Raw genomic sequence first — 24,974 nt, 5'->3', positions numbered from 1 at the left:
CGGGCCCTTTTGGTTGCCCCCATATCGAGCGTTCTGCTAAGGTGGCCTGACCTATATATAGTGTGAAACGCACAAAAACGGCGGACAACGTGACAGATACCCCTGATACCCCGGAAAACATGGACGAAATGCCCCAGCGCCCCGTCTATGACGGCCCCCAAATTTCCATCGAAGAGGAAATGAAAAGCTCGTATCTCGACTACGCAATGAGCGTAATCGTGAGCCGCGCCATCCCGGATCTGCGCGACGGTCTGAAGCCGGTGCATCGCCGCATCCTGTATGCGATGTATGAAACCAATAACGGGCATGACAAACCCTATCGCAAGTCGGCCCGCCCGGTCGGCGACACGATGGGTAAGTATCACCCGCACGGTGACTCGGCCATCTATGACGCGCTTGTGCGTATGGCGCAGCCATTCTCAATGTCGCTGCCGCTATTGGATGGTCAGGGTAACTTTGGTTCGATGGACGGCGATAACCCGGCGGCCATGCGTTATACCGAAGTCCGGATGGACAAACCTGCCGCTTCGCTGCTGGCGGACATTGAAAAAGACACCGTCAACTTTCAAGACAACTATGACGGCAAGGACCTTGAGCCGACCGTCCTACCCGCCCGCTTCCCCAACATGCTGGTCAACGGTGCTGGCGGGATCGCGGTCGGTATGGCCACGAACATTCCGCCGCACAATCTGGGCGAGGTAATCGATGGCACCCTGGCGTTGATCGAGAACCCGGACCTGACGTCCGAAGGGTTGATGGAATACATCCCCGGCCCCGATTTCCCGACAGGCGGGATCATGTTGGGCCGTTCCGGTGCGCAAAAAGCCTATCTGGAAGGCCGTGGCAGCGTCATCATGCGCGCCAAGACACGGATCGAAGAAATCCGCAAAGACCGCTATGCGATCGTTCTGGATGAGATCCCCTATCAGGTAAACAAAGCCACCTTGGTCGAGCGTATCGCTGAAGGTGTGCGCGACAAGAAACTGGAAGGCATTTCGGCCGTGCAGGACGAAAGCGACCGGATCGGCGTTCGTGTTGTTGTCGAGCTGAAGCGCGACGCGACGCCCGAGGTTGTTCTAAACCAATTGTTCCGCCACACGCAGATGCAGACCTCGTTCGGCTGTAACATGCTGGCGCTGAACGGTGGTCGTCCTGAACAGCTCACCCTACGCGATTTCCTAAGCCATTTCATCACCTTCCGCGAGGAAGTTGTCACGCGCCGTACGGCCTATGACCTGCGCAAAGCGCGCGAGCGCAGCCATGTTCTGTGTGGCTTGGCAGTGGCTGTTTCGAATGTAGACGAAGTTGTCGCGACGATCCGATCATCGGCTGACCCTGCGGATGCGCGCGCGAAACTGATGGAGCGCCGTTGGCCTGCCCATGACATCGCGGAATACATCCAGCTGATCGACGATCCAACCCATAAGATGAACGAGGACGGCACTTATAACCTGTCCGAAGCGCAAGCGCGCGCCATTTTGGAACTGCGCCTGCAACGTCTGACCGCAATGGGTGTGAAAGAAGTCACAGACGAACTTCAAGAACTCGCCGCAAAGATCCGGGATTACTTGGATATTCTGCGTTCGCGCGAGCGGATCATGTCCATCATCTCGGACGAATTGATCGAGGTGAAAGACGCCTTTGCCGTGCCGCGCCGCACCCAGATCGTGGACTGGTCGGGCGACATGGACGACGAAGACCTGATCGAGCGCGAGGATATGGTCGTGACCATCACTGCCTCGGGCTGGGCTAAACGCACGCCGCTTGCCGATTTCCGTGCGCAGAAGCGTGGCGGTAAAGGACTGTCGGGGATGCAGACCAAAGACGAAGACGTGATCACCACGCTGTTCGTCGCCAATACGCATACTCAACTGCTGTTCTTCACCGATGACGGCATGGCGTATAAGCTGAAAACTTGGCGCCTGCCACAAGGGGGCCGCACCGCCAAAGGTAAACCGCTGGTGAACATCCTGCCAATCCCAACTGGCGTGTCGATTGCCGCCATTCTGCCAGTGGATCGAGACGAGAAAGAATGGGACGACCTTCAGATTGTGTTCGCCACGTCCAAAGGCTCGGTCCGTCGCAACCGCCTGTCGGACTTCACCAATGTGAAGTCGAACGGCAAGATTGCGATGAAGTTCGAGGGCGATGATGAAGGCACCCGCCTGATCAACGCCCGCATCTGTGACGAAAACGACGACGTGATGCTGGTGACCTCGGGCGGTCGCGCCATTCGCTTCCCCGTCACGGATGTGCGCGTGTTTAACTCGCGCTCGTCGACTGGTGTGCGCGGCATCAAGCTGGTGAATGCCGGGGACGAGGTGGTTTCGGCCTCGGTCATCCGTCACTTTGACGCCACCCCGGATGAACGCGGTGCCTTCATCAAGCGCTTCCGCGGCGAGTTTGGCAGCGATGCCGACGAAGACGGCGGCGAAGAGGTGTCCGGCGATCTCGGCGAAGAGCGCTATCAGGACATGCTATCCGCGAATGATCTTCTGGTTACGATCAACAAGGGTGGCACTGGCAACCTGACCTCCAGTCACGATTACCGCGTCAGTGGCCGTGGTGGCCAAGGTGTGGCGGCCATGAGGGGTGGAGACATCGTTGCCTGCTTCCCGATCGAGATTACAGACCAGATCATGCTTGCGACCTCAAAAGGTCAGTCGATCCGTTGCCCTGTGGACGGGATCAGCTTCCGTTCGCGCGGTGCAGGCGGTGTAAAAGTCTTCAACACCGGCAAAGGCGAAGAGGTCGTGTCGGTCGCGCGGATCGTCGAAAGCTCGGACGAAGACGAGGCGAATAGCGACGAAAGCTAACCGCTTTTTGCAGAACACGAAAAGCCCGCCGTTCCTGTTGATATGGCGGGCTTTTTCATGCGCGAATGTGACTGCGTTGCCACAACCCCAACCACTTTATGCAGGCCATTTCACCGCCCATTGTATACCCGCTCGAATCGTTTCAATTGGGGCGGGTAAAAATGGAGACTTTTTATGAAAACTATTACCATCGCCCTGCCCGCACTGATGCTCAGCGCCGCACCGCTTCTGGCCGAGACCAACTATATGTCCGGCGCACTTAGCTATGACCGCTGGAGCGCCGATGGCGGTTCGCTCAGCGAAACAAACGGCACCTTTGGCTACGAAGGCACAAACGGCAAGTTGACCTATGGGCTGGAACTGGACGTAACGCGTATAAGCGGTGATGGTGCAAGCGCTAGCTTAATCCAAGGCACAATCACGGCAGGTTATGCATTCACACAGAACTTCACACTGCTTGGTAGCTATAGCAGATCAGGCTTCACTGATGGCCCATCCGACGATCTGGAAACCTTTCTGATTGGCGGTGAATACCGCTTGAACGACTATACCTTCGGTTTGTCGGCCTCGCGGTTCGACTTTGAAGGCGGCAGAACTGATTTCGCGCAAGCCTTCGCCGAGTACAGCAATGGCGAATACATGGCCTATGCCTCGGTCATTCGCGTGATAGACGAAGACGAAACGATCTTTGAGATTGGATTTGAACGTGAAACCGAACAATACGAGGTTTCGCTGGATTATATGCGTTTTGATGGCTTCAACAATGTCAGCCTGTCGGGCAAATACAACGTCCGTCCGAATATGCGTGTACTCGCTGGCGTGAACTGGCTGGATTTTGGTCCGAACGACGTCACTCAATTTGAACTGGGTGCAGGGTACATGGTTGCTCAGGACACGTGGTTCGATGTCTCTGTCGGACGCCTTGACATAGGAATTGGCCACATCAACCAAGTCGGCATGTCGCTGACCTTTGAGACCGGCAAGCGTCGTCTGCGTACCACCGAACGCGCCTTCGGTCCCTACGACCTTTACGACGGCCTGCCGCTGTTCTTCTAATCCGGCCGGCTTCTCGAAAGCTCGCCCTCAGCCCCGATGATTGGGGCTTGCACACGAACACTCCTGCTGTCTTTCTTCCTAGATAGATAGCAGGAGCACCCATGACCCACCCCACAATTCGCCTCGCCCTGATCACCTACCTGACGGACGACTACGACGTAGCCATCGCGTGGTTTCAATCCGCGCTGGGGTTCGTTTTGCTGGAAGACACCGACATGGGCGGTGGCAAGCGCTGGGTCCGCATGGCTCCTCACCCCGAAGCGGAAACTGCTTTTCTGATTGCCAAGGCTGTCGGAGATCAGACCGATTGCATCGGAAGACAAGCTGGCGGCCGCGTTGGGCATTTTTTGTTCACAGATGATTTCGACGGAAAGTACGCACAGATGCAAAACGCGGGCGTGATTTTCCGCGAAACCCCACGCTCGGAACCCTACGGGAAGGTCGTCGTCTTCGAAGATCTTCATGGAAAACCATGGGATCTCATGCAGCCTGCCATGCCCTGAAGCTCCATTCTATTGGTTGCTTGCTGGTGTGAATTTTCTGCCACAAATTGTGCTTACCTCACAGTTTCGCCACACGACTTCATATTTTTGCCTCAATTGCCCATATATTGACTTCAACCCTAACGCGCTCACTAGGAACAAAGAACAACTTCATATTTGACGAGTTACCAGACTTTCGATTGCCTGACTGCAATTTGAACAGGTCTGTTTTTTCCACGGCAAATCCTTTCTGATCCACCCCACCCCAAAGATCAGGAAGGGCGTCCCCGATTACCGGGGCACGGGTGAATTTTCCCTCACCCGGAAAAGCTCGCCATTCCCCATGGCGGGCTTTTCTTTTTCCAGACGATGCCCTATCTGCGAAGCATGACAGACAAGACATTGCATATCGTCGGCGGCGGAATGGCCGGATCGGAAGCGGCCTGGCAGGCCTCACATATGGGTGTAGACGTGGTGCTGCATGAAATGCGCCCACAGGTCGAAACCTTCGCCCACCAATCCGGCGATTTTGCCGAGATGGTGTGCTCGAACTCCTTCCGGTCGGATGATGACGAACAAAACGCCGTTGGGCTGCTGCATTGGGAAATGCGTCAGGCTGATGGTTTGATCATGACAACCGCCGATCAGCACCGCCTGCCAGCCGGGGGCGCTTTGGCCGTGGATCGCGATGCCTTTAGCACCGCGGTAACCGAAAAACTGCGCGCCCGCGACAATATCCGCGTGGAGTATGGCGAAGTCTCAGAGCTGCCAACGGACGGCAACTGGATCTTTGCCACCGGCCCCCTGACCTCGCCTGCACTTGGCGAAGCGATTGCCCGCGAAACCGGCGCCGAACGGCTCGCCTTTTTCGACGCCATCGCCCCTATTGTTTACGCGGACAGCATTAATATGGACGTGGCTTGGGCCCAGTCCCGCTATGACAAGGGCGAGACCGAGGAAGAGCAGAAAGCCTATCTGAACTGCCCGATGACCAAGGACCAGTACGAAGCTTTCATCGACGCGCTTCTGGCCGCCGACAAGACTGAATTCCACGAGGGTGAAACCGCCACATATTTCGACGGCTGCCTGCCGATCGAGGTGATGGCCGAACGTGGCCGTGAAACGCTGCGCTTTGGCCCGATGAAGCCGGTGGGTCTGACGAATGCCCATGATCCCGAGAACAAGCCCTATGCCGTGGTGCAGCTGCGCCGCGATAATGCTCTGGGCACGCTTTTCAATATCGTGGGCTTTCAGACCAAGATGAAATACGGCGCGCAGACGGATGTGTTCAAAATGATCCCCGGCCTGGAAGACGCCTCGTTCGCGCGTTTGGGCGGCATCCACCGGAATACGTTTATGAACTCGCCGACCCTACTGGACAACCAGATGCGCCTGAAGTCACGACCGAATTTGCGTTTTGCAGGTCAGGTCACCGGGGTTGAAGGCTATGTGGAAAGCGCAGCTATGGGTCTGCTCGCCGGACGTCTAGCGGCAGCCGAGATCCTAGGGCACGACCTTCCCACCGTGCCGCAAGACACCGCTATGGGCGCGCTGATCCACCACATCACCGGCGGCGCCGAAGCCAAGACTTTCCAGCCGATGAACGTGAATTTCGGTCTGTTCCGCCCGGTCGATGGCCTGAAAGGCGGCCGTCGCGGGCGCAAGGATCGCTACAAAGCCTATACCGACCGTGCCAAGGCGGAATGGTCAAACTGGCTCGCGAACTTCGCGTAAGGGTTTCGCGCAAATGGCTGATTTCATAACAAGATTTGCGCCCAGCCCCACCGGCCCCTTGCATCTTGGCCATGCCTATTCTGCGCTTCTGGCGCATGACATGGCACGCTCAGCGGGGGGCAAATTCCTGCTGCGGATCGAGGACATCGACTCCACGCGTTCGCGACCTGAATGGGAAGAGCAGATCTATGACGATCTGACATGGCTCGGCATCACGTGGGACGAGACACCCCTGCGCCAGTCTGATCGGCTGTCAAACTACACTCAGGCGCTAAACTCCCTCTGGGACCGCGGCTTGCTCTACCCCTGCTCCTGCACCCGCCGCGACATCGCCGCCGCCGCCAGTGCCCCGCAAGAAGGCGCAGACCCCGTCTATGGCCCCGATGGGCTGATCTATCCGGGCACCTGCCGCACAAAGACGGACCCCCGCGCGGCTTTTCCCGAGCACCAAGCCCTTCGCTTGGACATGCAAAAGGCGCTCGACGCGGTCGGCCAGCGCGAATTCTGCTACACCGAGCAATCGTCGGGAACAGACGAAACCCTCTGCACCCCCGCCTGCAACATGGTGCAAGAGGTCGGAGACATCGTCCTCTCCCGTCGGGATTTCCTAGGCTCTTACCATCTGTCTGTCGTGCTGGATGACGCCGCCCAAAGCATCACCCATGTGGTGCGCGGCAAAGACATCCAGCCCGCTACGCACATCCATGTCCTTCTGCAAAAGCTTCTCGGCCTGCCCACGCCCACCTACCACCACCACCGACTGATCCGAGACGAAGCTGGTAAGCGCCTCGCCAAACGAGACGACGCACGCGCCATTGCGACGTACCGCGCCGACGGCAAAACGCCCGACGACATCCGCCGAATGGTCGGGCTGTAAGCCCCTCTTTTTCTTGTCAGAAATATCCTGCGGGGGTCCGGGGGTGCAAAACCCCCGGCGCGACATCAGGTCATCGGCGCCATCAGCTCGACTTCTTCCCCGTCCCGCACAGCCGTATAGAAACAGGTCCGCCGGTTGGTGTGACAGGCCGCACCCGTCTGGCGGATCCGCACCAGCAAGCAATCTTTGTCACAGTCGAACCGGAAATCCACCAGCTCCTGCACATGGCCCGAGGTCTCGCCCTTGATCCAGAACGACTGACGCGAGCGCGACCAATAGGTGACGCAACGCGTCTCCAGCGTCATTTCCACCGCCTCACGGTTCATCCACGCCATCATCAGAACCTCGCCGGTTTCGTCATCCTGCGCGATGGCCGGGATCAGGCCCTTGTCGTCAAACTTCAACTGGCTCGCATCAAATGTCATGGCCCGTCCTTTTCTTTCCGGTACTGCGCTTCTATGTAGAGCGGATGAACGCCCGACGAAAGGCCCCGAGATGAGCGATACTGACCTGATCAAGCTTTATTCAAAGCAGATCCTGTCCTTGGCAGCCTCGATCCCGCATCAGGCCCCGTTGGACGCACCGCAGGGCGAAGCCAAAACGCGCTCGCCGCTTTGCGGGTCTACTGTGACCGCTGCCCTGACGCTCGACGGGGACCAAATCTCGGACTACGCACAAAACGTCAAAGCCTGCGCGCTGGGTCAGGCCTCGGCCTCGATCCTGGGCAAAGTCATCATCGGATTGGATCGCCCCACCTTGGAGCGTGGCCGCGACGAGCTTATGGCGATGCTGAAAGACGCGGGCCCCGTCCCCTCGGCCCCTTTCGACGGCTACGAGGTGCTTCAGCCCGCGCGTGAATTCAAAAACCGTCACGCCTCGATCCTGTTGGCCTTCAATGCCGCCATCGAGGCATTCGACGACGCAAAAGCCAGCGCATAAAAAAACCGCCGCGCTCCTGGCAGGGAGGCGGCGGAAGTGATGCGGTTCAGGTCATCCAAATAGCGTCGGGAAGAGGCAAACATTCCGACAGGCAGGTGACGGGCGGTACTCCGTCGAATGCATCGTGAAGGCTTCGGGACAGAAGGCTTCGTTGGGACATGATGCTGGATCAGACCATCCGCAGGCAGAAACTGTGTGGGATCAGATCATCCCGGGCAGATGCAGCGCACCCAGAAGCAGCACAAGCAAGGAAATCGCCCCAAGCGTGTCCGAGACAATCGTGGTCGAGGATCGGGACAATGCGATTTTGACATCGTTCAACATGGGGTTACTCCTGCTCTCTGTCTTCTGGGCAGTGTGTGTCACTGCATCCGTGTTGCTATTTTGTTCGCATATCGAAGGCCATTCTGTAAAGAACTTTTTAAGAACATTTGTGAACTTTTGAGAACAACGTCGCTAACCCACTGAAATCAAACGGATCGCTTCGTCCTGTCGCATGAGCCATAATAGAACACGCGCTGCATGCCCCCGCGGGGTGCTCAGATCCGGGTCCTGCTGCAGCAACAACCGCGCGTCTTTTTGCGCCACGGCCATCAACCCAGCCTGATGCTCAAGGTCCGCGACCCAGAACCGCGGCAGACCGGATTGCGCGGTGCCCAGCACATCGCCTGCCCCACGCATTTCCAGATCGGCCTCGGAAATCACGAACCCGTCTTCGGTGTCACGCATCACCGACAGTCGCTTTTCGCCGCCCTCGGTCAGTGGTGCCTGATACATCAAAAGACAGGTTGACGCCGCCTGCCCGCGCCCCACGCGCCCGCGCAACTGGTGTAACTGCGCCAAGCCGAAATGCTCGGCCCGTTCAATCACCATGATCGAGGCATTGGGCACGTCCACGCCAACCTCGATCACTGTGGTGGCGACCAAAAGCTTGGTCTTGCCCGCCACGAAATCCGCCATCGCGGCGTCTTTCTCGGCCACAGGCATCTGGCCATGCACCATGCCCACAACGCCTTCGCCCAAGAGGGCGCGCAGATACTTGAACCGTTCTTCAGCGGCGGTCATGTCCATGACCTCGCTTTCCTCGACCAGCGGGCACACCCAATAGGCCTGCGCACCTTCGGCAATCGCACCGCGCAGTCGTTCAACCACTTCATCAAGCCGCCCAGTGTTGATCAGCACCGTTTTGATGGGTTTGCGGCCCGGAGGCTTCTCATCCAACACAGACACATCCATGTCGCCATATTGCGCCAAGGCCAGGCTGCGCGGGATCGGCGTGGCGGTCATCACCAGCACGTCCGAGGCCGCACCCTTCGCCCCCAGCTCCATCCGTTGGGCGACGCCAAACCGGTGCTGTTCATCCACGACGGCAAGGCGAAGGCCTTGAAACTCCACATCTTTTTGGAACACCGCGTGGGTGCCGACCAGAATGTGAATGTTGCCGTCTTTCAACGCCTCAAGCTTGCGTCGCCGTTCCGCGCCCTTGTCGCGTCCGGTCAGGATCTCGACTACCACACCTGCTTCGTCTGCCAGCGGGCGCAGGCCTTCCAGATGCTGACGGGCCAGGATTTCGGTCGGGGCCATCATGACGCCCTGCCCGCCTGCTTCGACAGCGACCAGCAAAGACAGCAGCGCGACCAGCGTCTTTCCCGCGCCCACATCGCCCTGCAACAAGCGGTTCATGCGGGTGCCTGCGGCCATATCCGCGGCGATCTCCTCGACCGCGCGAGATTGTGCGCCGGTGGGGGTGTACGGCAGCGCGGCCAGCACCTTGTCGCGCAATGCGCCAGTTCCAATACTGACACGCCCCTTGCCACGGCGCACCGTCGCACGGGCCAGCGCCAATGTCAGTTGATGTGCGAAGAACTCGTCATAGGCCAATCGGCGGCGTGCAACAGACTGCGGTGACAGGTCATCCGGGCCATCAGGCGTATGGGCCGCACGCAAGGCCTCGTGCCAGTCCGGCCAATGCTCGCGCTCTTTCAAGGCGGGATCGACCCATTCCTGCAACATTGGCAGACGGGTCAGAATATCACCCACCCCCTTTATCACCGTCTTGCCGGTCACGCCCGCTGTCAGGCGGTAAACGGGTTCGAAATCGGGGATCTGCCCCACCTCGCCCGGCGGCAGGATAAAATCAGGATGCACGATCTGCGCGCGCCCTTCGAAATGCTCGACCTTGCCCGAGATCACGCGTTTCGCCCCGACCGGGAGCTGCCCTTCCAGCCAGCGCGTATTGGCGTGAAAGAACACCAGTTCGAACGTCGTCAGCGGGTCCGAGACCTCGACCCTGTAAGGCGCGCTCTTTGACCGTCCTGGGCGATGTGGGCCGACCTCAACCTCGACCGTGGCCATATCACCCGGCTGAACCTCGGAAACTGACGCACGGAATTTGCGGTCAATCCCTGCATGGGGGAGCCAGAACAACAAATCACGTGGCAGTGTAATCCCAAGCGTTTCCAGCGACTTGGCAGTCTTCGGCCCGATCCCACCCAGCGTTTCCAGCTTGGCGAACAGAGGGAACAGGATTTCGGGACGGGTCGACATCAGGCGTCTCCGATCAGTTCAAGCCAGCCGTCTTCATCTATGGTTTCAACCCCCAGATCGGCGGCTTTCTTGGCTTTGGACCCTGCACCCGGCCCGGCCACCAAAAGGTCCGTCTTCCCCGAGATCGATCCCGACACCTTAGCCCCAAGGGATTCAGCTCGCGCCTTGGCTTCCGCGCGGGTCATCTTCTCGAGCGTGCCGGTGAAAACGACCACCTTGCCCGCGACAGGGCTTCCTTCGGTTTTCGGGGCTTCAACGGGTTGCACGTCCAGTTCCGCCACCAAGCGGTCGATGGACGCGCGCTCGCGCTCTTGTGCGAAGGCCGCAACCAACGATCCGGCCATCACCGCGCCAACACCGTCGATCGAGACCAGATCCTCCCACTCGAGTGTATCGGGCTTGGCGGCAGTCACGGCGGTTTCGAACGCCTCCCACGTGCCATAGTGCCGGGCCAGAAGGTTGCCCGCGCTTTCGCCAACGTGACGAATACCAAGCGCAAATATCAATTTATTTAAAGGGATTACGCGCCGTTCTTCAATCGCTTGGAATAGCTTATCAGCGCTTTTTTCACCCCAGCCATCGCGGTTCTTCAACCGCGCCAACTGGCCCGTATCGCGGGTTTTCAGCGTGAAAATATCGGCGGGCTCGCGGATCGGAAGGACCGCGTCGTGATAGAACATCTCGACCTGTTTGGCGCCCAGACCGTCGATGTCAAATGCGCCACGCGACACGAAATGCTTCAGTTTCTCAACAGCCTGCGCGGGGCAGATTATGCCCCCCGTGCAACGGCGCACAGCGTCGCCTTCATCGCGGATCGCATCCGATCCGCATTCCGGGCATTCGTCAGGAAAGGCATAGACCACGGCATCGTCCGGCCGCTTCGACAGGTCCACGTCCGAAATCTTGGGGATCACGTCACCCGCGCGATAGACTTCGACCCAATCGCCGACCCGGATGTCCTTGCCACCCCGGATTTCAGCCCCGGAATTGTCACGCCCGGCGATGTAATCTTCATTATGCAGCGTGGCGTTCGAGACGACCACGCCCCCGACAGTGACAGGCGTCAGGCGCGCGACGGGCGACAAAGCCCCAGTGCGCCCCACCTGAATGTCGATGGCTTCCAACCGCGTCCACGCTTTTTCAGCGGGAAACTTATGCGCAATCGCCCAACGGGGAGTTGTCGAGCGAAAGCCAAGACGCGCCTGAAGCGCAAGATCGTCCACCTTGTACACCACCCCGTCAATGTCATAGCCCAACGTGGCGCGCTGCGCTTCGATGCTGCGATAATGCGCTAGAATCTCTTGAAGATCGGTAAATTTCTGGGTCAGCGGATTGGTCTGGAAACCAAGCGCGGCCAGCCGCTCCACTGCACCCATCTGGGTGTTCGCAAGCGGTGCTGATAGCGCGCCCCACGCATAGGCGAAGAAACGCAGCGGGCGATCGGCGGTGATCGAGGCATCCAGCTGGCGTAGCGACCCCGCCGCCGCATTGCGCGGGTTGGCAAAGCTCTTGCCGCCACGCGCCGCGTAGCGGGCGTTCAGGTCGGCAAATTCCTCGTGGGACATATAGACTTCGCCCCGCACCTCCAACACCTCAGGGGCGCCTTCAAGAACATGCGGTATGTCCTTGATTGTGCGTGCATTTTCGGTGACGTTTTCGCCCACCGATCCGTCCCCTCGGGTCACCGCGTGAACCAGTTTTCCGTGCTCATAGCGGATCGACAGCGACAACCCGTCGATCTTCGGCTCGGCCGTCAAGGCCAGCGGGGCGTCAACGGATAACCCAAGAAACGAACGGATGCGCCCGACGAACTCGGCGACGTCCTCGTCACTGAACGCATTTCCCAGCGACAGCATCCGCACCTCGTGCGCAATCTTTCCGAATCCGTCCGAGGGCGCAGCCCCCACCTGATCCGAGGCGCTGTCGGCGTGCTTCAGAGTAGGAAAGCGCGCCTCGATCTCGGCATTCCGGCGCTTGGCGGCGTCGTATTCCGCATCCGAGATCTCGGGCGCGTCCTTGCCGTGATAGGCCAGATTGGCAGCAACCAGAAGCGCGGACAGGCGCGCAAGCTCGTCCTTCGCCTGGGCTTCGGTCAGGTCATTTACTGCAATCTCGCGGGGCGCACTCATGGGGGGACGGCTACTTTCTAAATGGGTCGTTTAGGAAAGTGATAGGCGGTTCCGTCACAGCCCGTCCACCCCCAACCCGCGCACCTTGCGCCTAAGCCCCTGAAAATCCCAACTTCAAAGACCCAAGAACTGGGCGAATTGACGTTACGGCTATTGCCGATTTCACCCCAAGCACATAAGTTTTGCCCGAGACGTTACGGGAACCCGCCTTCATGCACGATCAGGACGACCATCACAGGCGCAAATGGCGCCCCTTTACCGGTCTGCGCAACAACTTCCTTGCGGGCCTTGTGGTCGTGGCCCCTATCGCCGTTACCATGTGGTTGATCTGGACTTTTGTCGGCTGGATCGACAGCTGGGTTTTGCCCTTTGTGCCTGCCGCATATCAGCCGAACGCGCTGATCGATTGGCTGTTTGGTGACAGCGCATGGTTCAAAATGCTGTTCGGCGAGGATGTGCGCGTCAACGTGCGTGGCCTTGGCGTCGTGGTGTTCCTTATTTTCACCGTGCTTGTGGGCTGGATCACCAAGGGTCTGATTGGCCGCTCGTTCCTGTCATGGGGCGAGGGACTCGTGGATCGCATGCCAGTCGTGCGCTCGCTCTATAACGGGCTGAAGCAGATCGCCGAGACCGTGTTCAGCCAGTCGACCGACACCAAGTTCGACAAGGCCTGTCTGGTCGAGTACCCGCGCAAGGGAATTTGGGCGATTGCCTTCATCTCGACCAAGGCGAAGGGTGAAGTTGATATGCGCATCCCGGTTGACGAGGATATCATCTCGGTCTTTCTGCCGACGACCCCGAACCCGACCTCGGGTTTTTTGCTGTTCGTCCCGCGCCATTCCGTGATCGAACTGGATATGAGCGTTGAGGATGCGGCCAAGCTGGTGATCTCGGCCGGGCTGGTCTATCCGAATTCGAAAGATCCCAGCCAGCCGGCTGAAACACCCAGCGCCAAATGACCATCGCCCCTGCTCTGACCGGATTTGCCACCGGCTTTTCGCTGATCCTTGCGATCGGCGCGCAGAACGCTTTTGTGCTGCGGCAGGGGTTGATGAAGCAGCATGTTTTCTGGTTGTGCCTGTTCTGTGCCGCGTCGGACGCGCTCCTGATTGCGGCGGGCGTCGCTGGATTTGGTGCCTTGGTCGAGGCGATGCCGTCGTTGCCCACCGTCATGGCATTGGCCGGAGCTGCCTTCCTGATCATCTATGGCCTGATGCGCTTCATGGCCGCGTGGAAAGGCAACTACGCGATGGAAATCGCGGGTCAATCGCGTGGGCTGTGGGCCACCTTGGCCATCGCCGCGGCCTTCACCTGGGCCAACCCGCATGTCTATTTGGACACGCTGGGCCTGATCGGCGCAATCTCGACGTCGTATCCCGACTGGCCCACGCGGATCACCTTTGGTGCGGGCGCGGTGATCTCCAGCTTCGTGTTCTTCTTTTCGCTCGGCTATGGCGCGCGTTTCTTGGCACCCGTCATGCAAAAGCCCGCCTCGTGGCGGGTTCTTGACGTGATCATTGGTGTGGTGATGTGGGCGATTGCGACGAAGCTGCTTTTGGGCGTTGCCAACGGCACGTTGCACTAACCAAACATCTCTTCCAGATCGACCGTGCTGCGGGTGTTCAGGTCGCTGCGATGCGCGGTAAGGAAGGCTTTGGCCGCGTTACGCCCGGCCTCTTTCAAACGAGACAGCATTACGGCAGTCGGGATCAACTTGGTCGCAATGGACAGATCACGCATCAGGGCATCATCCGCGATCATGTGCACCAGCACGTCCCGCATCTGATCCGAAGACATTTGCCCCTCGGCAATCAGGCGTTTCACAAAGCTGATCGCCCGCAACTCGCGCAGAAGCGACGAGTTGAAGCTGATCTCGTTGATGCGGTTCTGGATGTCCTGCCCGGTGGTGGGCACGTCTGGCCGGAACAACGGGTTGATATTTACCACGATCACATCAGCAGGCAGCGCGCGGTCAAACAGAGGGAACAGCGCGGGGTTGCCGGTATAGCCACCGTCCCAATAGGCCTCGACTGTGCCGGTTTTCGGATCCTCCAGCTCGACCGCTTGGAACAGGGTAGGAAGGCAGGCCGAGGCAAGGATCGCCTCGGTCGAGATCTCGTCGCCCTGAAATACGCGGATTTTGCCAGTGCGCACATTGGTGGCCGAGACATGTAGTTTCGGTCCTGTGTCTGCACAGACCTGATCGAAGTCGAACGCGTCCACCACGGATTTCAGCGGGTTCGCATAGAACGGCCCATAGACATAGGGGCTGACCACGCGGCTGGCCATGTCGGCCCACGCGAAAACCGGCATCGCTTCCAACGCTTGGCTGATCAGGTCGCTCTGGGGCGCGAACTGGGCAAACCATGTGGTCAGGCGAAGGTCATTCACCCCCGCCAACCGGTGCCACAAAGCATCCAGCGATGCACGCGCCGCGTCCCGGTCATTGCCATTGCCGTCTGCGACCAACCCGGACTTCACGGCGGCCCCGTTCAAGGCGCCCGCCGACGTGCCCGAGATCGCAGCGATCTCGATCCCTTCGTCTTCCAGAAGGCAATCCAGCACACCCCACGTGAAGGCACCATGAGCGCCCCCACCTTGCAGGGCCAGATTAATCCGCTTGGGTGACGCCATGATTACAGAGCTGTCCAGCCACCATCGACCGAAATCGTCGTGCCGGTGATCTGTGCCGCAGCATCCGAACACAGGAAGGTCGCCGTGCCGCCCATCTGCTCAACGGTGGCAAAATCCTTCGAGGGCTGACGGGCCAACATCACCTCACGCACCACCTGATCGCGGTCCATGCCGTGGGTCTTCATCTGGTCCGGGATCTGGCTTTCAACCAGCGGGGTCAGCACATAGCCGGGACAGATCGCATTTGCGGTGATCGGATCCTCGGCAGTTTCCAGCGCCACAGTCTTGGTCAGACCGACCACGCCGTGCTTCGCGGCGATATAGGCGGATTTGTAGGGCGACGCGGTCAGGCCATGCGCGGAAGCGATGTTGATCACCCGGCCCCAGCCATTAGCACGCATCATTGGCACAGCAACGGCGGTGGTGTGGAAGGCCGAGCTGAGGTTGATCGCGATGATCGCGTTCCACTTGTCGATGGGGAAATCCTCGACCGGGGCGACATGCTGAATGCCGGCGTTGTTCACCAGGATATCGCAGCGCCCGGCCTTTTCGATCAAAGCGCGGCATTCCTCGGCCTTGGACATGTCGGCCTGAATATAGCGTGCCGTTACACCGAACTCGTCAGCGATTTCGGCCGCAATGGAGTGATCTTCAGGCGAATCGGTGAACGAGTTCAGGACGATATCCGCGCCTGCGCGGGCCAGCTCTCTGGCGACTCCAAGCCCAATGCCCGAGTTTGATCCGGTGATGACGGCGGTTTTGCCTTCCAGTGACATGGTGATGGCCATATTGGGGCTCCTTATCCACAAGCTTAAAACTGTTGCGGTGCAGCATAACGCAAGGATTCCAAGGCACCAGTGCTTTCACTGCGTTACGGGACTTTGTGGAATCACCCGATTCCCTCTCTAGATTACGACGCGCTTTGCGCGATCATCCCATCCCGGATTCGCCATAAAAAAAACGCCCGCACAAGGCGGGCGTGAAGTTATTGAGGCAGGTTTCATACAGGCAAGAAACCTATCGAGCAGTGCATTCTTTATAAGCGGTTAGACGCCTTTATCCAAGCTAAAAGTTTGAAAAGGCGGATTTCCACCTCTAGTGTTTCACCAGATAAATCAGGGATGTGAAGGATTGTTTCGCAATGAGAACTAATATGACACGGAAGCTTCGCGGGATGATCGCAACGGGCGTTGTGACACTGTCCACGGTGCTGGCAGCACATGCAGAGCCGCAGCATGGCATAGCCATGTATGGCGACCCCGCCCTGCCCGCCGATTTCACCGCATTGCCCCATGTAAATCCCGACGCACCCAAAGGGGGCCGGATCGTTTTTGCCGAGGCCGGAAGCTTCGACAGCCTGCATCCCTATATCCGCAAAGGTAGCACACCGTGGCAGCTGCGTTTCATGCTGGCCGAAAGCCTGATGGGCCGCAGCTATGACGAACCCTTCACGCTCTATGGCCTTCTGGCCGAGACCGTCGAAACCGATGACGACCGCACTTGGGTCGAATTCACGCTGCGCGAAGAAGCTGCGTTTTCCGACGGCACCCCCGTCACCGTGGAAGACGTGATGTGGTCCTACGAAACGCTCGGCACAAAGGGGCACCCGCGCTATCACGGTGCATGGAACAAGATCGAAACGATGGAGCAAACCGGCCCGCGCTCGATCAAGTTCACCTTCAACACCGAAGACCGCGAGCTGCCCCTGATCTTGGGCATGCGTCCCATCCTGCAGAAGGCCCAATGGGAAGCCGCGAATTTCGACGAGTCCGGCGTGGACGTGCTGCCCATCACCTCGGGGCCCTACGTGATTGGCGATTTCGAGCCCGGCCGCTATCTGACCCTGAAGCGCAACCCCGATTACTGGGGCAAGGATGTGCCCTTCATGAAGGGTCAAGCCAATCTGGATGAAATCCGATTTGACTACTATGGCGATGGCGGCGTGACGTTTGAGGCCTTCAAAGCGGGCGAGTCCAACACCCACCGCGAAACCAACGCACATAAATGGGCCACGCAGTTCGACTTCCCCGCCGTGCAGTCAGGCGACATCGTTCTGTCGGACATCCCGCACCAACGCCCGACCGGCATCAAGGGCTATGTGATGAACACGCGCCGCCCGGCGTTTCAGGACATTCGGGTCCGCGATGCGATGATCCATGCGTTCAACTTCGAATTCATCAACCAGACCATCCACGGCAACACCAAGCGCCGCATCCAGTCCTATTTCCACAACTCGGTTTTGGGCATGGCGCCAGGAGAGGAAGCACAAGGCAAGGTGCGTGCCCTGCTGGACGGGCTGGCTGGTGATATTCCTCCCGGTGCGATTGAAGGCTACAGCCTGCCCGCCTCGGACGGGTCCGAGCGCAACCGCGCGGGCATCCGCACCGCGATGGGCCTGATGGAAGATGCAGGTTGGACCGTGCAGGATGGCGTGATGAAAAACGACGCGGGCCAGCCCTTCACCTTCGAGATCTTGCTGAAATCCGGTGCCGATGAGAACCGGCAGGAAATCGAGATCTTCTCGGCCGCTCTGTCGCGTCTGGGGATCACGCCGACCATAACCTCGGTCGATTCCGCACAATACAAGGAACGCACCACCGCATTTGATTTCGACATGGCCTATTACTGGCGCGGTCTGTCGCTGTCTCCGGGCAACGAACAGAAGCTTTACTGGGGTGGCGACAGTGCGGACACGGAAGGCTCGCGCAACTGGATGGGCGTGAAGAACCCCGCCATCGATGCGCTGATCGATGCCATGCTGACGGCTGAAGATCAGGACGGCTTCCGCGCTGCCGTAAAGGCCCTGGACCGCGTCCTGACCGCCAGCCGTTTCGTCATTCCGCTGGGCTATAGCGAGCTGTCGCACGTTGCCCACGCGAAAGAGCTGCACTTCCCCGCGCGCATCCCGATGTATGGCGACTATCTGGGCTTCCAGCCGGAAATCTGGTGGTATCAGAAATAAGCTTGAACTGACTTCGGGCGGCATTTAGGCATCGCGTAACACGATCACCTGCCGCCCGGAGGTCTCATGGGTATTTTCGAACGTTTTCTGTCCGTCTGGGTAGCTTTGTGCATCATTGCGGGCGTTCTTCTGGGCAACCTGATGCCCGGTCTTTTCCAAACCATCGCAGCACTTGAGATTTCCAAGGTGAACCTTGTGGTCGCCGTGCTGATCTGGGTCATGATCTATCCGATGATGGTGCAGGTCGATTTCGCCTCGATCAAAGACATAGGTCGTCGCCCCAAGGGGCTGGTGCTGACGCTGGTGATCAACTGGCTGATCAAGCCCTTCACCATGGCGGCACTTGGCTGGCTGTTCTTTCGGGTCATCTTTGCGGGGCTTGTCGAACCCGAAACCGCCAATGAATATATCGCGGGCATGATCCTTCTGGGCGTGGCGCCGTGTACGGCCATGGTTTTTGTCTGGAGCCAACTGACCAAGGGCGATCCGGCCTATACGCTGGTGCAGGTCAGTGTGAATGACGTGATCATGATCTTCGCCTTCGCCCCTATCGCGGCGTTCCTGCTGGGCATCTCAGACGTCACCGTCCCGTGGGAGACGCTGCTGCTCTCGGTGATCCTCTACGTTGTCCTTCCGCTGGCAGCAGGCATTGTGACTCGAGCACGTTTGGTCAAGAAGGGACCGGCCGCACTGGATGGCTTCTTGGCTCGCCTGAAACCTTGGTCCGTGGTCGGGCTGCTGGCCACTGTCGTGCTGCTCTTTGGCTTTCAGGCGCAGACCATTCTGGCCAAACCGCTGGCGATTGTCCTGATCGCCGTGCCGCTTCTGATCCAAACCTATGGGATCTTCGCCATCGCCTATGGCGCGGCGAAGGCGATGAAACTGCCGCACAACATCGCAGCGCCTGCCTGCATGATCGGCACGTCGAATTTCTTTGAACTGGCAGTGGCTGTGGCGATTTCGCTTTTCGGCCTGAACTCGGGTGCTGCGCTGGCGACTGTCGTCGGCGTGCTGGTCGAGGTGCCCGTGATGCTGTCGCTGGTCGCTTTCGCAAACCGCACGCGCCATTGGTTTCCGAACGCTTGACCCCTAGGTCAGCGAGGTCACCCACAGGATCAACGCGTCCTCTTCACTGACCGAAATTACGTTATGCCCCATCGAGGCATCGTAATAGGCGCTGTCGCCGCGACGCATCTCGACCGGTTCATAGAACTCGGTGATCAGACGTACGGCGCCCGTCAGGACATAAAGGAATTCTTCGCCATCATGGCGGACCCAGCCGTCAAATTCGTCGAACGAGCGGGCACGGACGCGGGCGCGGTAAGGCAGCATGGACTTCTTGGTCAGCGCGCCTGCCAGCATCTCGTGTTCATAGGTTGTGGTGGGGTGCGATGCGCCCTCTCCCGACTTGGTCACCGCCATCCGGCCAGACACCTGCGCCGATTTGGGCGCGGTGAACAGCTGCGGCACGGTGATCTCAAGCCCAACGGCAAGCTTTTTCAGCGCCTCATAAGTAGGCGACATCTGGCCGTTCTCGATCTTCGACAGGGTCGAGCGTGCAAGACCCGCCTGCCCCGCGGCCTGCTCCAGCGTCCAACCGCGTGATTTGCGCAGCTCGCGCACACGCTCGCCCAGATTCAGCGGGCTGGGATCGGGCAAATCTTCCCCGGTTTCACGGGCAAGCTTGATCAGGCTGGGTGGGTTGGCTTTGGTCATGCCCCTTGAATACAGACAATCTGCGATGATGCAACCACGCGGGTTGCATCTGTGGCCATCCCTTGGCACATCAGGATGATGATCTCGGAACTCACGCCCTCCTCTCCGCTTGCACAAGCGCCATCGCCCTTCAATATGGCAGAGTACGTGCTGCAGCACGCAGAGCGTCTGTACGACAAGACAGCGTTAGAAATTGTAACGACCTGCGACGCACCAAACACGCATTGGACTTATGCACAGTTAGAGCGCGCTGTGCGGGGTGTCGCGACAGGGCTTCTGAACCAAGGCCTGCAACCCGGAGAGCGCGTACTGCTTCGCCTTGGCAACACCGTAGACTTCCCGCTGGGCTTTCTGGGGGCCATTGCCGCCGGTCTGGTGCCGATCCCAAGCTCGTCTCAGCTAACCACGTCCGAAATCACGCGCATGACCGATCTGGTCGCACCTGCGCTGATCATCGCCGATCCCGGTATCGCCCTGCCTGATCCTGCGCAATGCAATGCGATTGATACCGAGATCCTGCACGGCTTCACCGATCTGCCACCGGCCGCCTATCACCAAGGTAGCCCAGAACGGCCCGCCTATATCATCTTCACCTCTGGCACCTCAGGCCAAGCGCGTGCCGTACTGCACGCTCACCGCGCGATCTGGGCGCGGCAGATGATGTGGGACGGGTGGTATGGGATCACCGAAGCCGACCGCGTGATGCACGCAGGCGCCTTCAACTGGACCTATACACTGGGTACCGGGTTGATGGACCCGTGGTCTGTCGGCGCAACGGCGCTGATCCCGGCGGCGGGCAGCACGCCTGACGACCTGTCTGCGCTGCTCAGCCGCGAACACGTCAGCATCTTTGCTGCGGCCCCCGGCGTCTATCGACAGATGCTGAAAAACGACCTTCCCGCGCTACCCAACCTGCGCCACGGTCTGTCTGCAGGCGAAAAACTTCCTGACGTCACGCGCGCACGATGGGTAGATCAGACGTGCACCCCCATTCACGAGGCGTTCGGAATGTCTGAATGCTCGACCTTCATCTCTGGCTCGCCCACACGGCCTGCGCCAGACGGCGCGCTGGGCTTTGGACAGGCAGGGCGGCATTTGGCCGTGGTTGACGCAGACGGCACGCCCGTTCCCTTGGGCACCGCAGGCACGCTTGCCATCCACCGCAGCGACCCCGGCTTGATGCTGGAATACCTGAACGCGCCCGACGCAACCGCCGTGAAGTTTCTGGGCGACTGGTTTCTGACCGGCGACAGCGCCTCGATGTCCGAAACCGGCGCGTTCAGCTATGAAGGGCGGTCTGACGACATCATGAATGCGGGCGGCTATCGCGTATCCCCGATCGAGGTCGAATCCGTCATGGCCCAACATCCCAGCATCAGCGAAGCCGCTTGCGTTGAAGTTTCCGTGAAGGCGGATGCATCTGTGATCGGGTGCTTCTATATCCCTACGAAAGCCCCGATATCCGACGACGAGCTATCACGACATGCCCATGCCCATCTGGCCCACTACAAATGCCCGCGGCTGTTTCGGCCCATCGACAGCCTGCCGCGATCCACGAATAATAAACTGTCACGAGCAGCTTTACGCCTGTCGGTTGATGCGCGCGGCGATGAAGTCACGTGACCTCTTCCCAAACCTATCAATCCCAGATAGAGCTTACCTCTGTAGGAGTACCATATGATCCGTTTGGACATTTTCTCTGATCCGATTTGCCCATGGTGCTACATCGGAAAAGCGAGATTAGATTTTGCATTGGAATCCCGCCCTGACCACCCGTTTCAGGTGCAGTGGCATCCTTTTCAGCTGAACCCTGAAATGCCGCCCGAAGGCATGGATCGTCGCACCTATCTGGAAACCAAATTTGGCGGCCAGCAAAAAGCCGTGAAAGCCTATATGCCAGTGATCGAAGAAGCCGCCGCCTCGGGTGTCGAGATCAATCTGGAAGCCATCAAGCGCACGCCGAACACGATGAACGCGCATCGCGTGATCCATTGGGCGGGGCTTGAGGGCAAGCAGAACGCCGTGGTCGATCGCCTGTTCCGTGCCTATTTCGTGGAAGGTCGCGATCTTGGCGAAATCAACGTACTGTGCGACGTCGCTGCAAGTGCAGGAATGGATGGCGAGATGGTCGCGCGCCTGCTGGCCTCGTCCGCCGATGCCAGCGACCTTCTGGCCCGCGATATGGACGCACGCAGCAAAGGCGTAAATTCGGTCCCGACCTTCCTGATCGCAAACCAGCACGTGGTGCCCGGCGCGCAACCCATCAAGCTGTGGCAACAAATCATTGACGACATCACAGCCCAGTTGGATGCTGATGACGTTCAGAGTGGAACGCCTCTTCAGTGAGGATCATGAGGAACCCTCCAGTCGAGCCATTGCGCTTGCGGGAATACGTGCTGCTGATGGCGGCCCTGTTTTCGATGGTGGCGTTCTCGATTGACTCGATCCTGCCAGCCTTGCCCGAAATCGCCTCGTTGCTGGTCCCTGAAGATGTAAACCGCGCACAACTTCTGATCAGTTCCTTTGTGATCGGAGCAGGCGCAGGGCAACTGATCTTCGGCCCCTTGTCTGACTCGATCGGGCGACGGTGTTCTCTGGCACTGGGCATGCTGCTTTACATGGCCGCGGCCTTCGCAGCCCTCTGGGCACAATCGCTCGAGGCTCTTTTGTTTTGGCGCTTTATCCAAGGAATGGGCGCCGCTGGCCCGCGCACCTGTGGTATGGCAATGACCCGCGATCTCTATGAAGGGCGGCAGATGGCGCGGGTCAACTCGATGGCCTTTACCTTCTTCGTCCTCGTCCCAGCCGTCGCGCCGTTGATCGGACAATGGGTGGTTCTGGGCTTTGGCTGGCGGCATATGTTCACCACCTATATTCTGTTGGCCATCGCCATTCTGACATGGTTCCTTCTGCGCCAGCCCGAAACACTGGCGCCAGAACGCCGTCGCCCGCTATCTCCGCGACCGACACTGGAAGCCTTTACAATCGTTATGAAAAGCCGCGTCACGCTGCTGTATATGGGCGTGATCACCTTTGCGTTCGCCCAATTGATCGCCTTCATCAGCTCCGCACAGCAGATTTTTGTCGACGTGTTGGGCGCAGGTACGAAGTGGCCCGTCTATTTCGCACTCATTACCGTTTTCTCGGCGGCTTCAGGCCTTCTGAACGCGCGGCTGGTGATGCGGATTGGGATGCGCCGCTTGGCGCAAGCGGGCTTTGCCACGCAGACGGTTCTGGCAGGTCTAACCCTGACCTTCTGGTGCGTGTACGAGCCGCAAGGACATGGTGCACTGGTCATCTTCTGCCTCTGGGCCACGACCCTGTTCTTCCTGAACGGGCTAAGCTTCGGCAACTTGAACGCGCTGGCCATTCAACCTCTTGGACATGTTGCCGGGACCGCCAGCGCACTTATTGGCGCGCTTCCGACGGTAGCTGCGATGGCAATTGCCGCGCCCATCGGGCTGGCCTTCAACGGCACGCCCCTTCCCCTGATGACGGGTGTCACGATCTGTTCTGGCCTAGCGCTGGCGCTGATGCAGTTTGATCGCAAGAACGACCATTAAAACAAATAAAGCCGCCTAAGCCATGTGGTTGGGCGGCTTTATTTTCGTTTATGCAGAAAGACTTAGAACGGTGCTTCCAGATCGCTGAGGCGGACATAGACCGTCTTCAGCTCGGAATAATGTTCGATCGCCGCTTTCGAGTTTTCACGCCCCACACCCGAGGCTTTCGAGCCGCCGAACGGCGCTTCGACCGGCGCGTCGTTATAGGTGTTGATATAGCAGGTGCCTGCCTCGAACCCGGCAACCACGCGGTGGGCGCGGGTCAGGTCGTTGGTGAAGACGCCGGCAGCCAGACCGAACTCGGTGTCATTGGCGCGAGCCATGACCTCGGCCTCGTCCTCGAAATCCAGAACAGACATAACGGGGCCGAAGATTTCCTCGCGCGCGATGGTCATGTCGTCAGTCACATCAGCAAAGACGGTGGGCTGCAGATAGAAGCCGTCGCCCTCGATCCGCGTTCCGCCATAGACCAGACGCGCGCCCTCTTCCTTGCCCTTCTCGATATAGTGCATGACGATGTTCAACTGCCCTTCGCTAACCATCGGCCCGAACGAAGTTTCAGGGTCCAGAGGATCACCGATAACCGCATTTTCCAGACGTTCGGCAAGGCGTTTCAGAAAGGCTTCCTTGATGCCTTTCTGCACGAACACACGTGTCCCGTTCGAGCAGACCTGTCCTGAGGAATAGAAGTTGCCCAAGATGGCACCCGACACGGCTTTGTCTACGTCCGCGTCGTCAAAGACGATCATAGGAGATTTGCCACCAAGCTCCATGGTCACATGCTTCATGCCTTCGGCAGCAGCGGCATAGACCTTGCGGCCCGTCGGCACTGATCCGGTCAGCGACACCTTGGCCACGCGCGGGTCGGTGACCAACGCAGCACCCACATCGCCATACCCTTGAATGACGTTGAAGATGCCCGCAGGCGCGCCGGCTTCGATCATGATCTCGGCCACTTTCAGCGCGGACAGCGGCGTGGTTTCCGACGGCTTGAAAATCGAGGTATTACCGCAAGCCAGCGCAGGCGCCGCCTTCCAGCAGGCGATCTGGGTGGGATAGTTCCATGCACCAATGCCCACGCACACGCCAAGCGCTTCGCGGCGAGTATAGACGAAATCTCCGTCCGGCATCTGGATGTGTTCGCCGGTCAGAGACCCTGCCAAACCGCCGAAATACTCAAGCGCATCCGCGCCCGAGGTTGCATCCGCCACACTGGTTTCCTGATAGGGTTTACCGGTGTCCAACGTTTCCAGAACCGACAGGTCGTGGTTGCGTTCGCGGATGATATCCGCTGCGCGACGCAGGATGCGGCCCCGCTCGGTCCCGGTCATGGCTTCCCAAGCGGCCTGTGCGGCCAGCGACGAGGTGATTGCCTGTTCTATGATCGCAGGCGTTGCGGAATGCAGTTTTGCAATGACCTCGCCGGTGGCAGGGAAGATCACGTCAATTTCGGCTCCGGCGGTGTCTTCCACGTAAGCGCCGTTGATGAAATGGCTGGCTTGAGGTTGTGCGCGCATAT

At 59.2% G+C, this 24,974-nt stretch carries 21 protein-coding genes; 13 read left to right on the top strand and 8 right to left on the bottom strand.

All coding sequences use genetic code 11. The annotated features are described in order from the left end of the window. Positions 1 to 89: 89 nt before the first annotated feature. The 5 genes from gyrA to gluQRS all read left to right on the top strand — a co-directional run bounded on the left by gyrA (position 90) and on the right by gluQRS (position 6,965). Complete coding sequence (gyrA, locus tag MWU53_RS04305; protein ID WP_247090832.1) at positions 90 to 2,816, top strand: DNA gyrase subunit A; 2,727 nt, start codon at positions 90 to 92, stop codon at positions 2,814 to 2,816. Between the two features lie 174 nt (positions 2,817 to 2,990). Then, positions 2,991 to 3,872 (top strand): hypothetical protein, encoded by an 882-nt coding sequence (locus MWU53_RS04300; protein ID WP_247090830.1) that lies wholly within the window; start codon positions 2,991 to 2,993, stop codon positions 3,870 to 3,872. Positions 3,873 to 3,973: 101 nt separating this feature from the next. After that, complete coding sequence (locus MWU53_RS04295) at positions 3,974 to 4,375, top strand: VOC family protein (RefSeq protein WP_247090828.1); 402 nt, start codon at positions 3,974 to 3,976, stop codon at positions 4,373 to 4,375. A 366-nt stretch (positions 4,376 to 4,741) separates the two neighbouring features. After that, positions 4,742 to 6,088: a methylenetetrahydrofolate--tRNA-(uracil(54)-C(5))-methyltransferase (FADH(2)-oxidizing) TrmFO gene (trmFO, locus tag MWU53_RS04290; RefSeq protein WP_247090826.1), complete on the top strand. Its 1,347-nt coding sequence runs from the start codon at positions 4,742 to 4,744 to the stop codon at positions 6,086 to 6,088. Positions 6,089 to 6,101: 13 nt separating this feature from the next. Then, positions 6,102 to 6,965, top strand: a complete 864-nt coding sequence (gene gluQRS, locus MWU53_RS04285; protein ID WP_247090824.1) for a tRNA glutamyl-Q(34) synthetase GluQRS — start codon at positions 6,102 to 6,104, stop codon at positions 6,963 to 6,965. Positions 6,966 to 7,030: 65 nt separating this feature from the next. Here gluQRS and hisI read toward each other — a convergent pair whose 3' ends face one another. Beyond that, on the bottom strand, positions 7,031 to 7,390 hold the full coding sequence (hisI, locus tag MWU53_RS04280; RefSeq protein WP_247090822.1) for a phosphoribosyl-AMP cyclohydrolase: 360 nt from the start codon (positions 7,388 to 7,390) through the stop codon (positions 7,031 to 7,033). Between the two features lie 70 nt (positions 7,391 to 7,460). Between hisI and MWU53_RS04275 the strand changes: the two genes are divergently transcribed. Next, on the top strand, positions 7,461 to 7,904 hold the full coding sequence (locus tag MWU53_RS04275; RefSeq protein ID WP_247090820.1) for an iron-sulfur cluster assembly scaffold protein: 444 nt from the start codon (positions 7,461 to 7,463) through the stop codon (positions 7,902 to 7,904). Positions 7,905 to 8,105: 201 nt separating this feature from the next. Here the strand turns inward: MWU53_RS04275 and MWU53_RS15925 are convergent, their stop codons facing one another. The 3 genes from MWU53_RS15925 to ligA form a co-directional block, all read right to left on the bottom strand. Continuing rightward, a complete protein-coding gene (locus MWU53_RS15925) occupies positions 8,106 to 8,228 on the bottom strand; it encodes a hypothetical protein (RefSeq protein ID WP_255464714.1) in 123 nt (40 codons plus the stop codon). Positions 8,229 to 8,360: 132 nt separating this feature from the next. Beyond that, the gene (recG, locus tag MWU53_RS04270) at positions 8,361 to 10,451 is read right to left on the bottom strand and encodes an ATP-dependent DNA helicase RecG (RefSeq protein WP_247090818.1); all 2,091 of its coding nucleotides are present in this window, start codon (positions 10,449 to 10,451) and stop codon (positions 8,361 to 8,363) included. Then, positions 10,451 to 12,580: an NAD-dependent DNA ligase LigA gene (gene ligA, locus MWU53_RS04265; protein WP_247090816.1), complete on the bottom strand. Its 2,130-nt coding sequence runs from the start codon at positions 12,578 to 12,580 to the stop codon at positions 10,451 to 10,453. Before ligA ends, recG begins: the two co-directional genes overlap by 1 nt. Before the next feature lie 212 nt (positions 12,581 to 12,792). Between ligA and MWU53_RS04260 the strand changes: the two genes are divergently transcribed. Together MWU53_RS04260 and MWU53_RS04255 are read left to right on the top strand one after the other, a co-directional pair. Beyond that, positions 12,793 to 13,539, top strand: coding sequence for a DUF502 domain-containing protein (locus tag MWU53_RS04260; protein WP_247090814.1), 747 nt, complete (start codon positions 12,793 to 12,795; stop codon positions 13,537 to 13,539). Then, positions 13,536 to 14,165 carry a LysE/ArgO family amino acid transporter gene (locus MWU53_RS04255; protein WP_247090812.1) on the top strand — a complete coding sequence of 210 codons (630 nt, stop codon included), beginning with the start codon at positions 13,536 to 13,538 and terminating at the stop codon, positions 14,163 to 14,165. Before MWU53_RS04260 ends, MWU53_RS04255 begins: the two co-directional genes overlap by 4 nt. Here MWU53_RS04255 and MWU53_RS04250 read toward each other — a convergent pair. Both MWU53_RS04250 and MWU53_RS04245 read right to left on the bottom strand, forming a co-directional pair. Continuing rightward, complete coding sequence (locus MWU53_RS04250) at positions 14,162 to 15,214, bottom strand: patatin-like phospholipase family protein (protein ID WP_247090810.1); 1,053 nt, start codon at positions 15,212 to 15,214, stop codon at positions 14,162 to 14,164. The two genes, MWU53_RS04255 and MWU53_RS04250, sit on opposite strands and share 4 nt — an antisense overlap. A 2-nt stretch (positions 15,215 to 15,216) precedes the next feature. Then, positions 15,217 to 15,990 (bottom strand): 3-hydroxybutyrate dehydrogenase, encoded by a 774-nt coding sequence (locus MWU53_RS04245; RefSeq protein ID WP_247091747.1) that lies wholly within the window; start codon positions 15,988 to 15,990, stop codon positions 15,217 to 15,219. Between the two features lie 398 nt (positions 15,991 to 16,388). Between MWU53_RS04245 and MWU53_RS04240 the strand changes: the two genes are divergently transcribed. Together MWU53_RS04240 and arsB are read left to right on the top strand one after the other, a co-directional pair. Continuing rightward, positions 16,389 to 18,176: an extracellular solute-binding protein gene (locus tag MWU53_RS04240; protein WP_247091745.1), complete on the top strand. Its 1,788-nt coding sequence runs from the start codon at positions 16,389 to 16,391 to the stop codon at positions 18,174 to 18,176. Between the two features lie 66 nt (positions 18,177 to 18,242). After that, the gene (gene arsB / locus MWU53_RS04235; protein WP_247090808.1) at positions 18,243 to 19,262 is read left to right on the top strand and encodes an ACR3 family arsenite efflux transporter; all 1,020 of its coding nucleotides are present in this window, start codon (positions 18,243 to 18,245) and stop codon (positions 19,260 to 19,262) included. A 3-nt stretch (positions 19,263 to 19,265) separates the two neighbouring features. On the opposite strand, the gene MWU53_RS04230 is transcribed toward arsB, so the two are convergent. After that, positions 19,266 to 19,892, bottom strand: coding sequence for an XRE family transcriptional regulator (locus tag MWU53_RS04230; protein ID WP_247090806.1), 627 nt, complete (start codon positions 19,890 to 19,892; stop codon positions 19,266 to 19,268). Between the two features lie 147 nt (positions 19,893 to 20,039). On the opposite strand from MWU53_RS04230, the gene MWU53_RS04225 reads away from it, so the two are divergent. From MWU53_RS04225 to MWU53_RS04215, 3 genes are read left to right on the top strand one after another with little or no spacing between them, the layout of a single operon-like run. Continuing rightward, on the top strand, positions 20,040 to 21,515 hold the full coding sequence (locus MWU53_RS04225) for a class I adenylate-forming enzyme family protein (protein ID WP_348647023.1): 1,476 nt from the start codon (positions 20,040 to 20,042) through the stop codon (positions 21,513 to 21,515). Positions 21,516 to 21,569: 54 nt separating this feature from the next. Continuing rightward, on the top strand, positions 21,570 to 22,238 hold the full coding sequence (locus tag MWU53_RS04220) for a DsbA family oxidoreductase (RefSeq protein WP_247090802.1): 669 nt from the start codon (positions 21,570 to 21,572) through the stop codon (positions 22,236 to 22,238). Between the two features lie 5 nt (positions 22,239 to 22,243). Then, positions 22,244 to 23,455, top strand: coding sequence for a multidrug effflux MFS transporter (locus tag MWU53_RS04215; RefSeq protein ID WP_247090800.1), 1,212 nt, complete (start codon positions 22,244 to 22,246; stop codon positions 23,453 to 23,455). A 62-nt stretch (positions 23,456 to 23,517) separates the two neighbouring features. On the opposite strand, the gene betB is transcribed toward MWU53_RS04215, so the two are convergent. Next, positions 23,518 to 24,972 carry a betaine-aldehyde dehydrogenase gene (gene betB, locus MWU53_RS04210; protein ID WP_247090798.1) on the bottom strand — a complete coding sequence of 485 codons (1,455 nt, stop codon included), beginning with the start codon at positions 24,970 to 24,972 and terminating at the stop codon, positions 23,518 to 23,520. Between the last annotated feature and the right edge of the window lie 2 nt (positions 24,973 to 24,974).

The sequence above is a fragment of the Aliiroseovarius sp. S1123 genome, from assembly GCF_023015885.1.
Classification (GTDB): Bacteria; Pseudomonadota; Alphaproteobacteria; order Rhodobacterales; family Rhodobacteraceae; genus Aliiroseovarius.
This window is presented reverse-complemented; position numbering and strand designations above follow the sequence as displayed.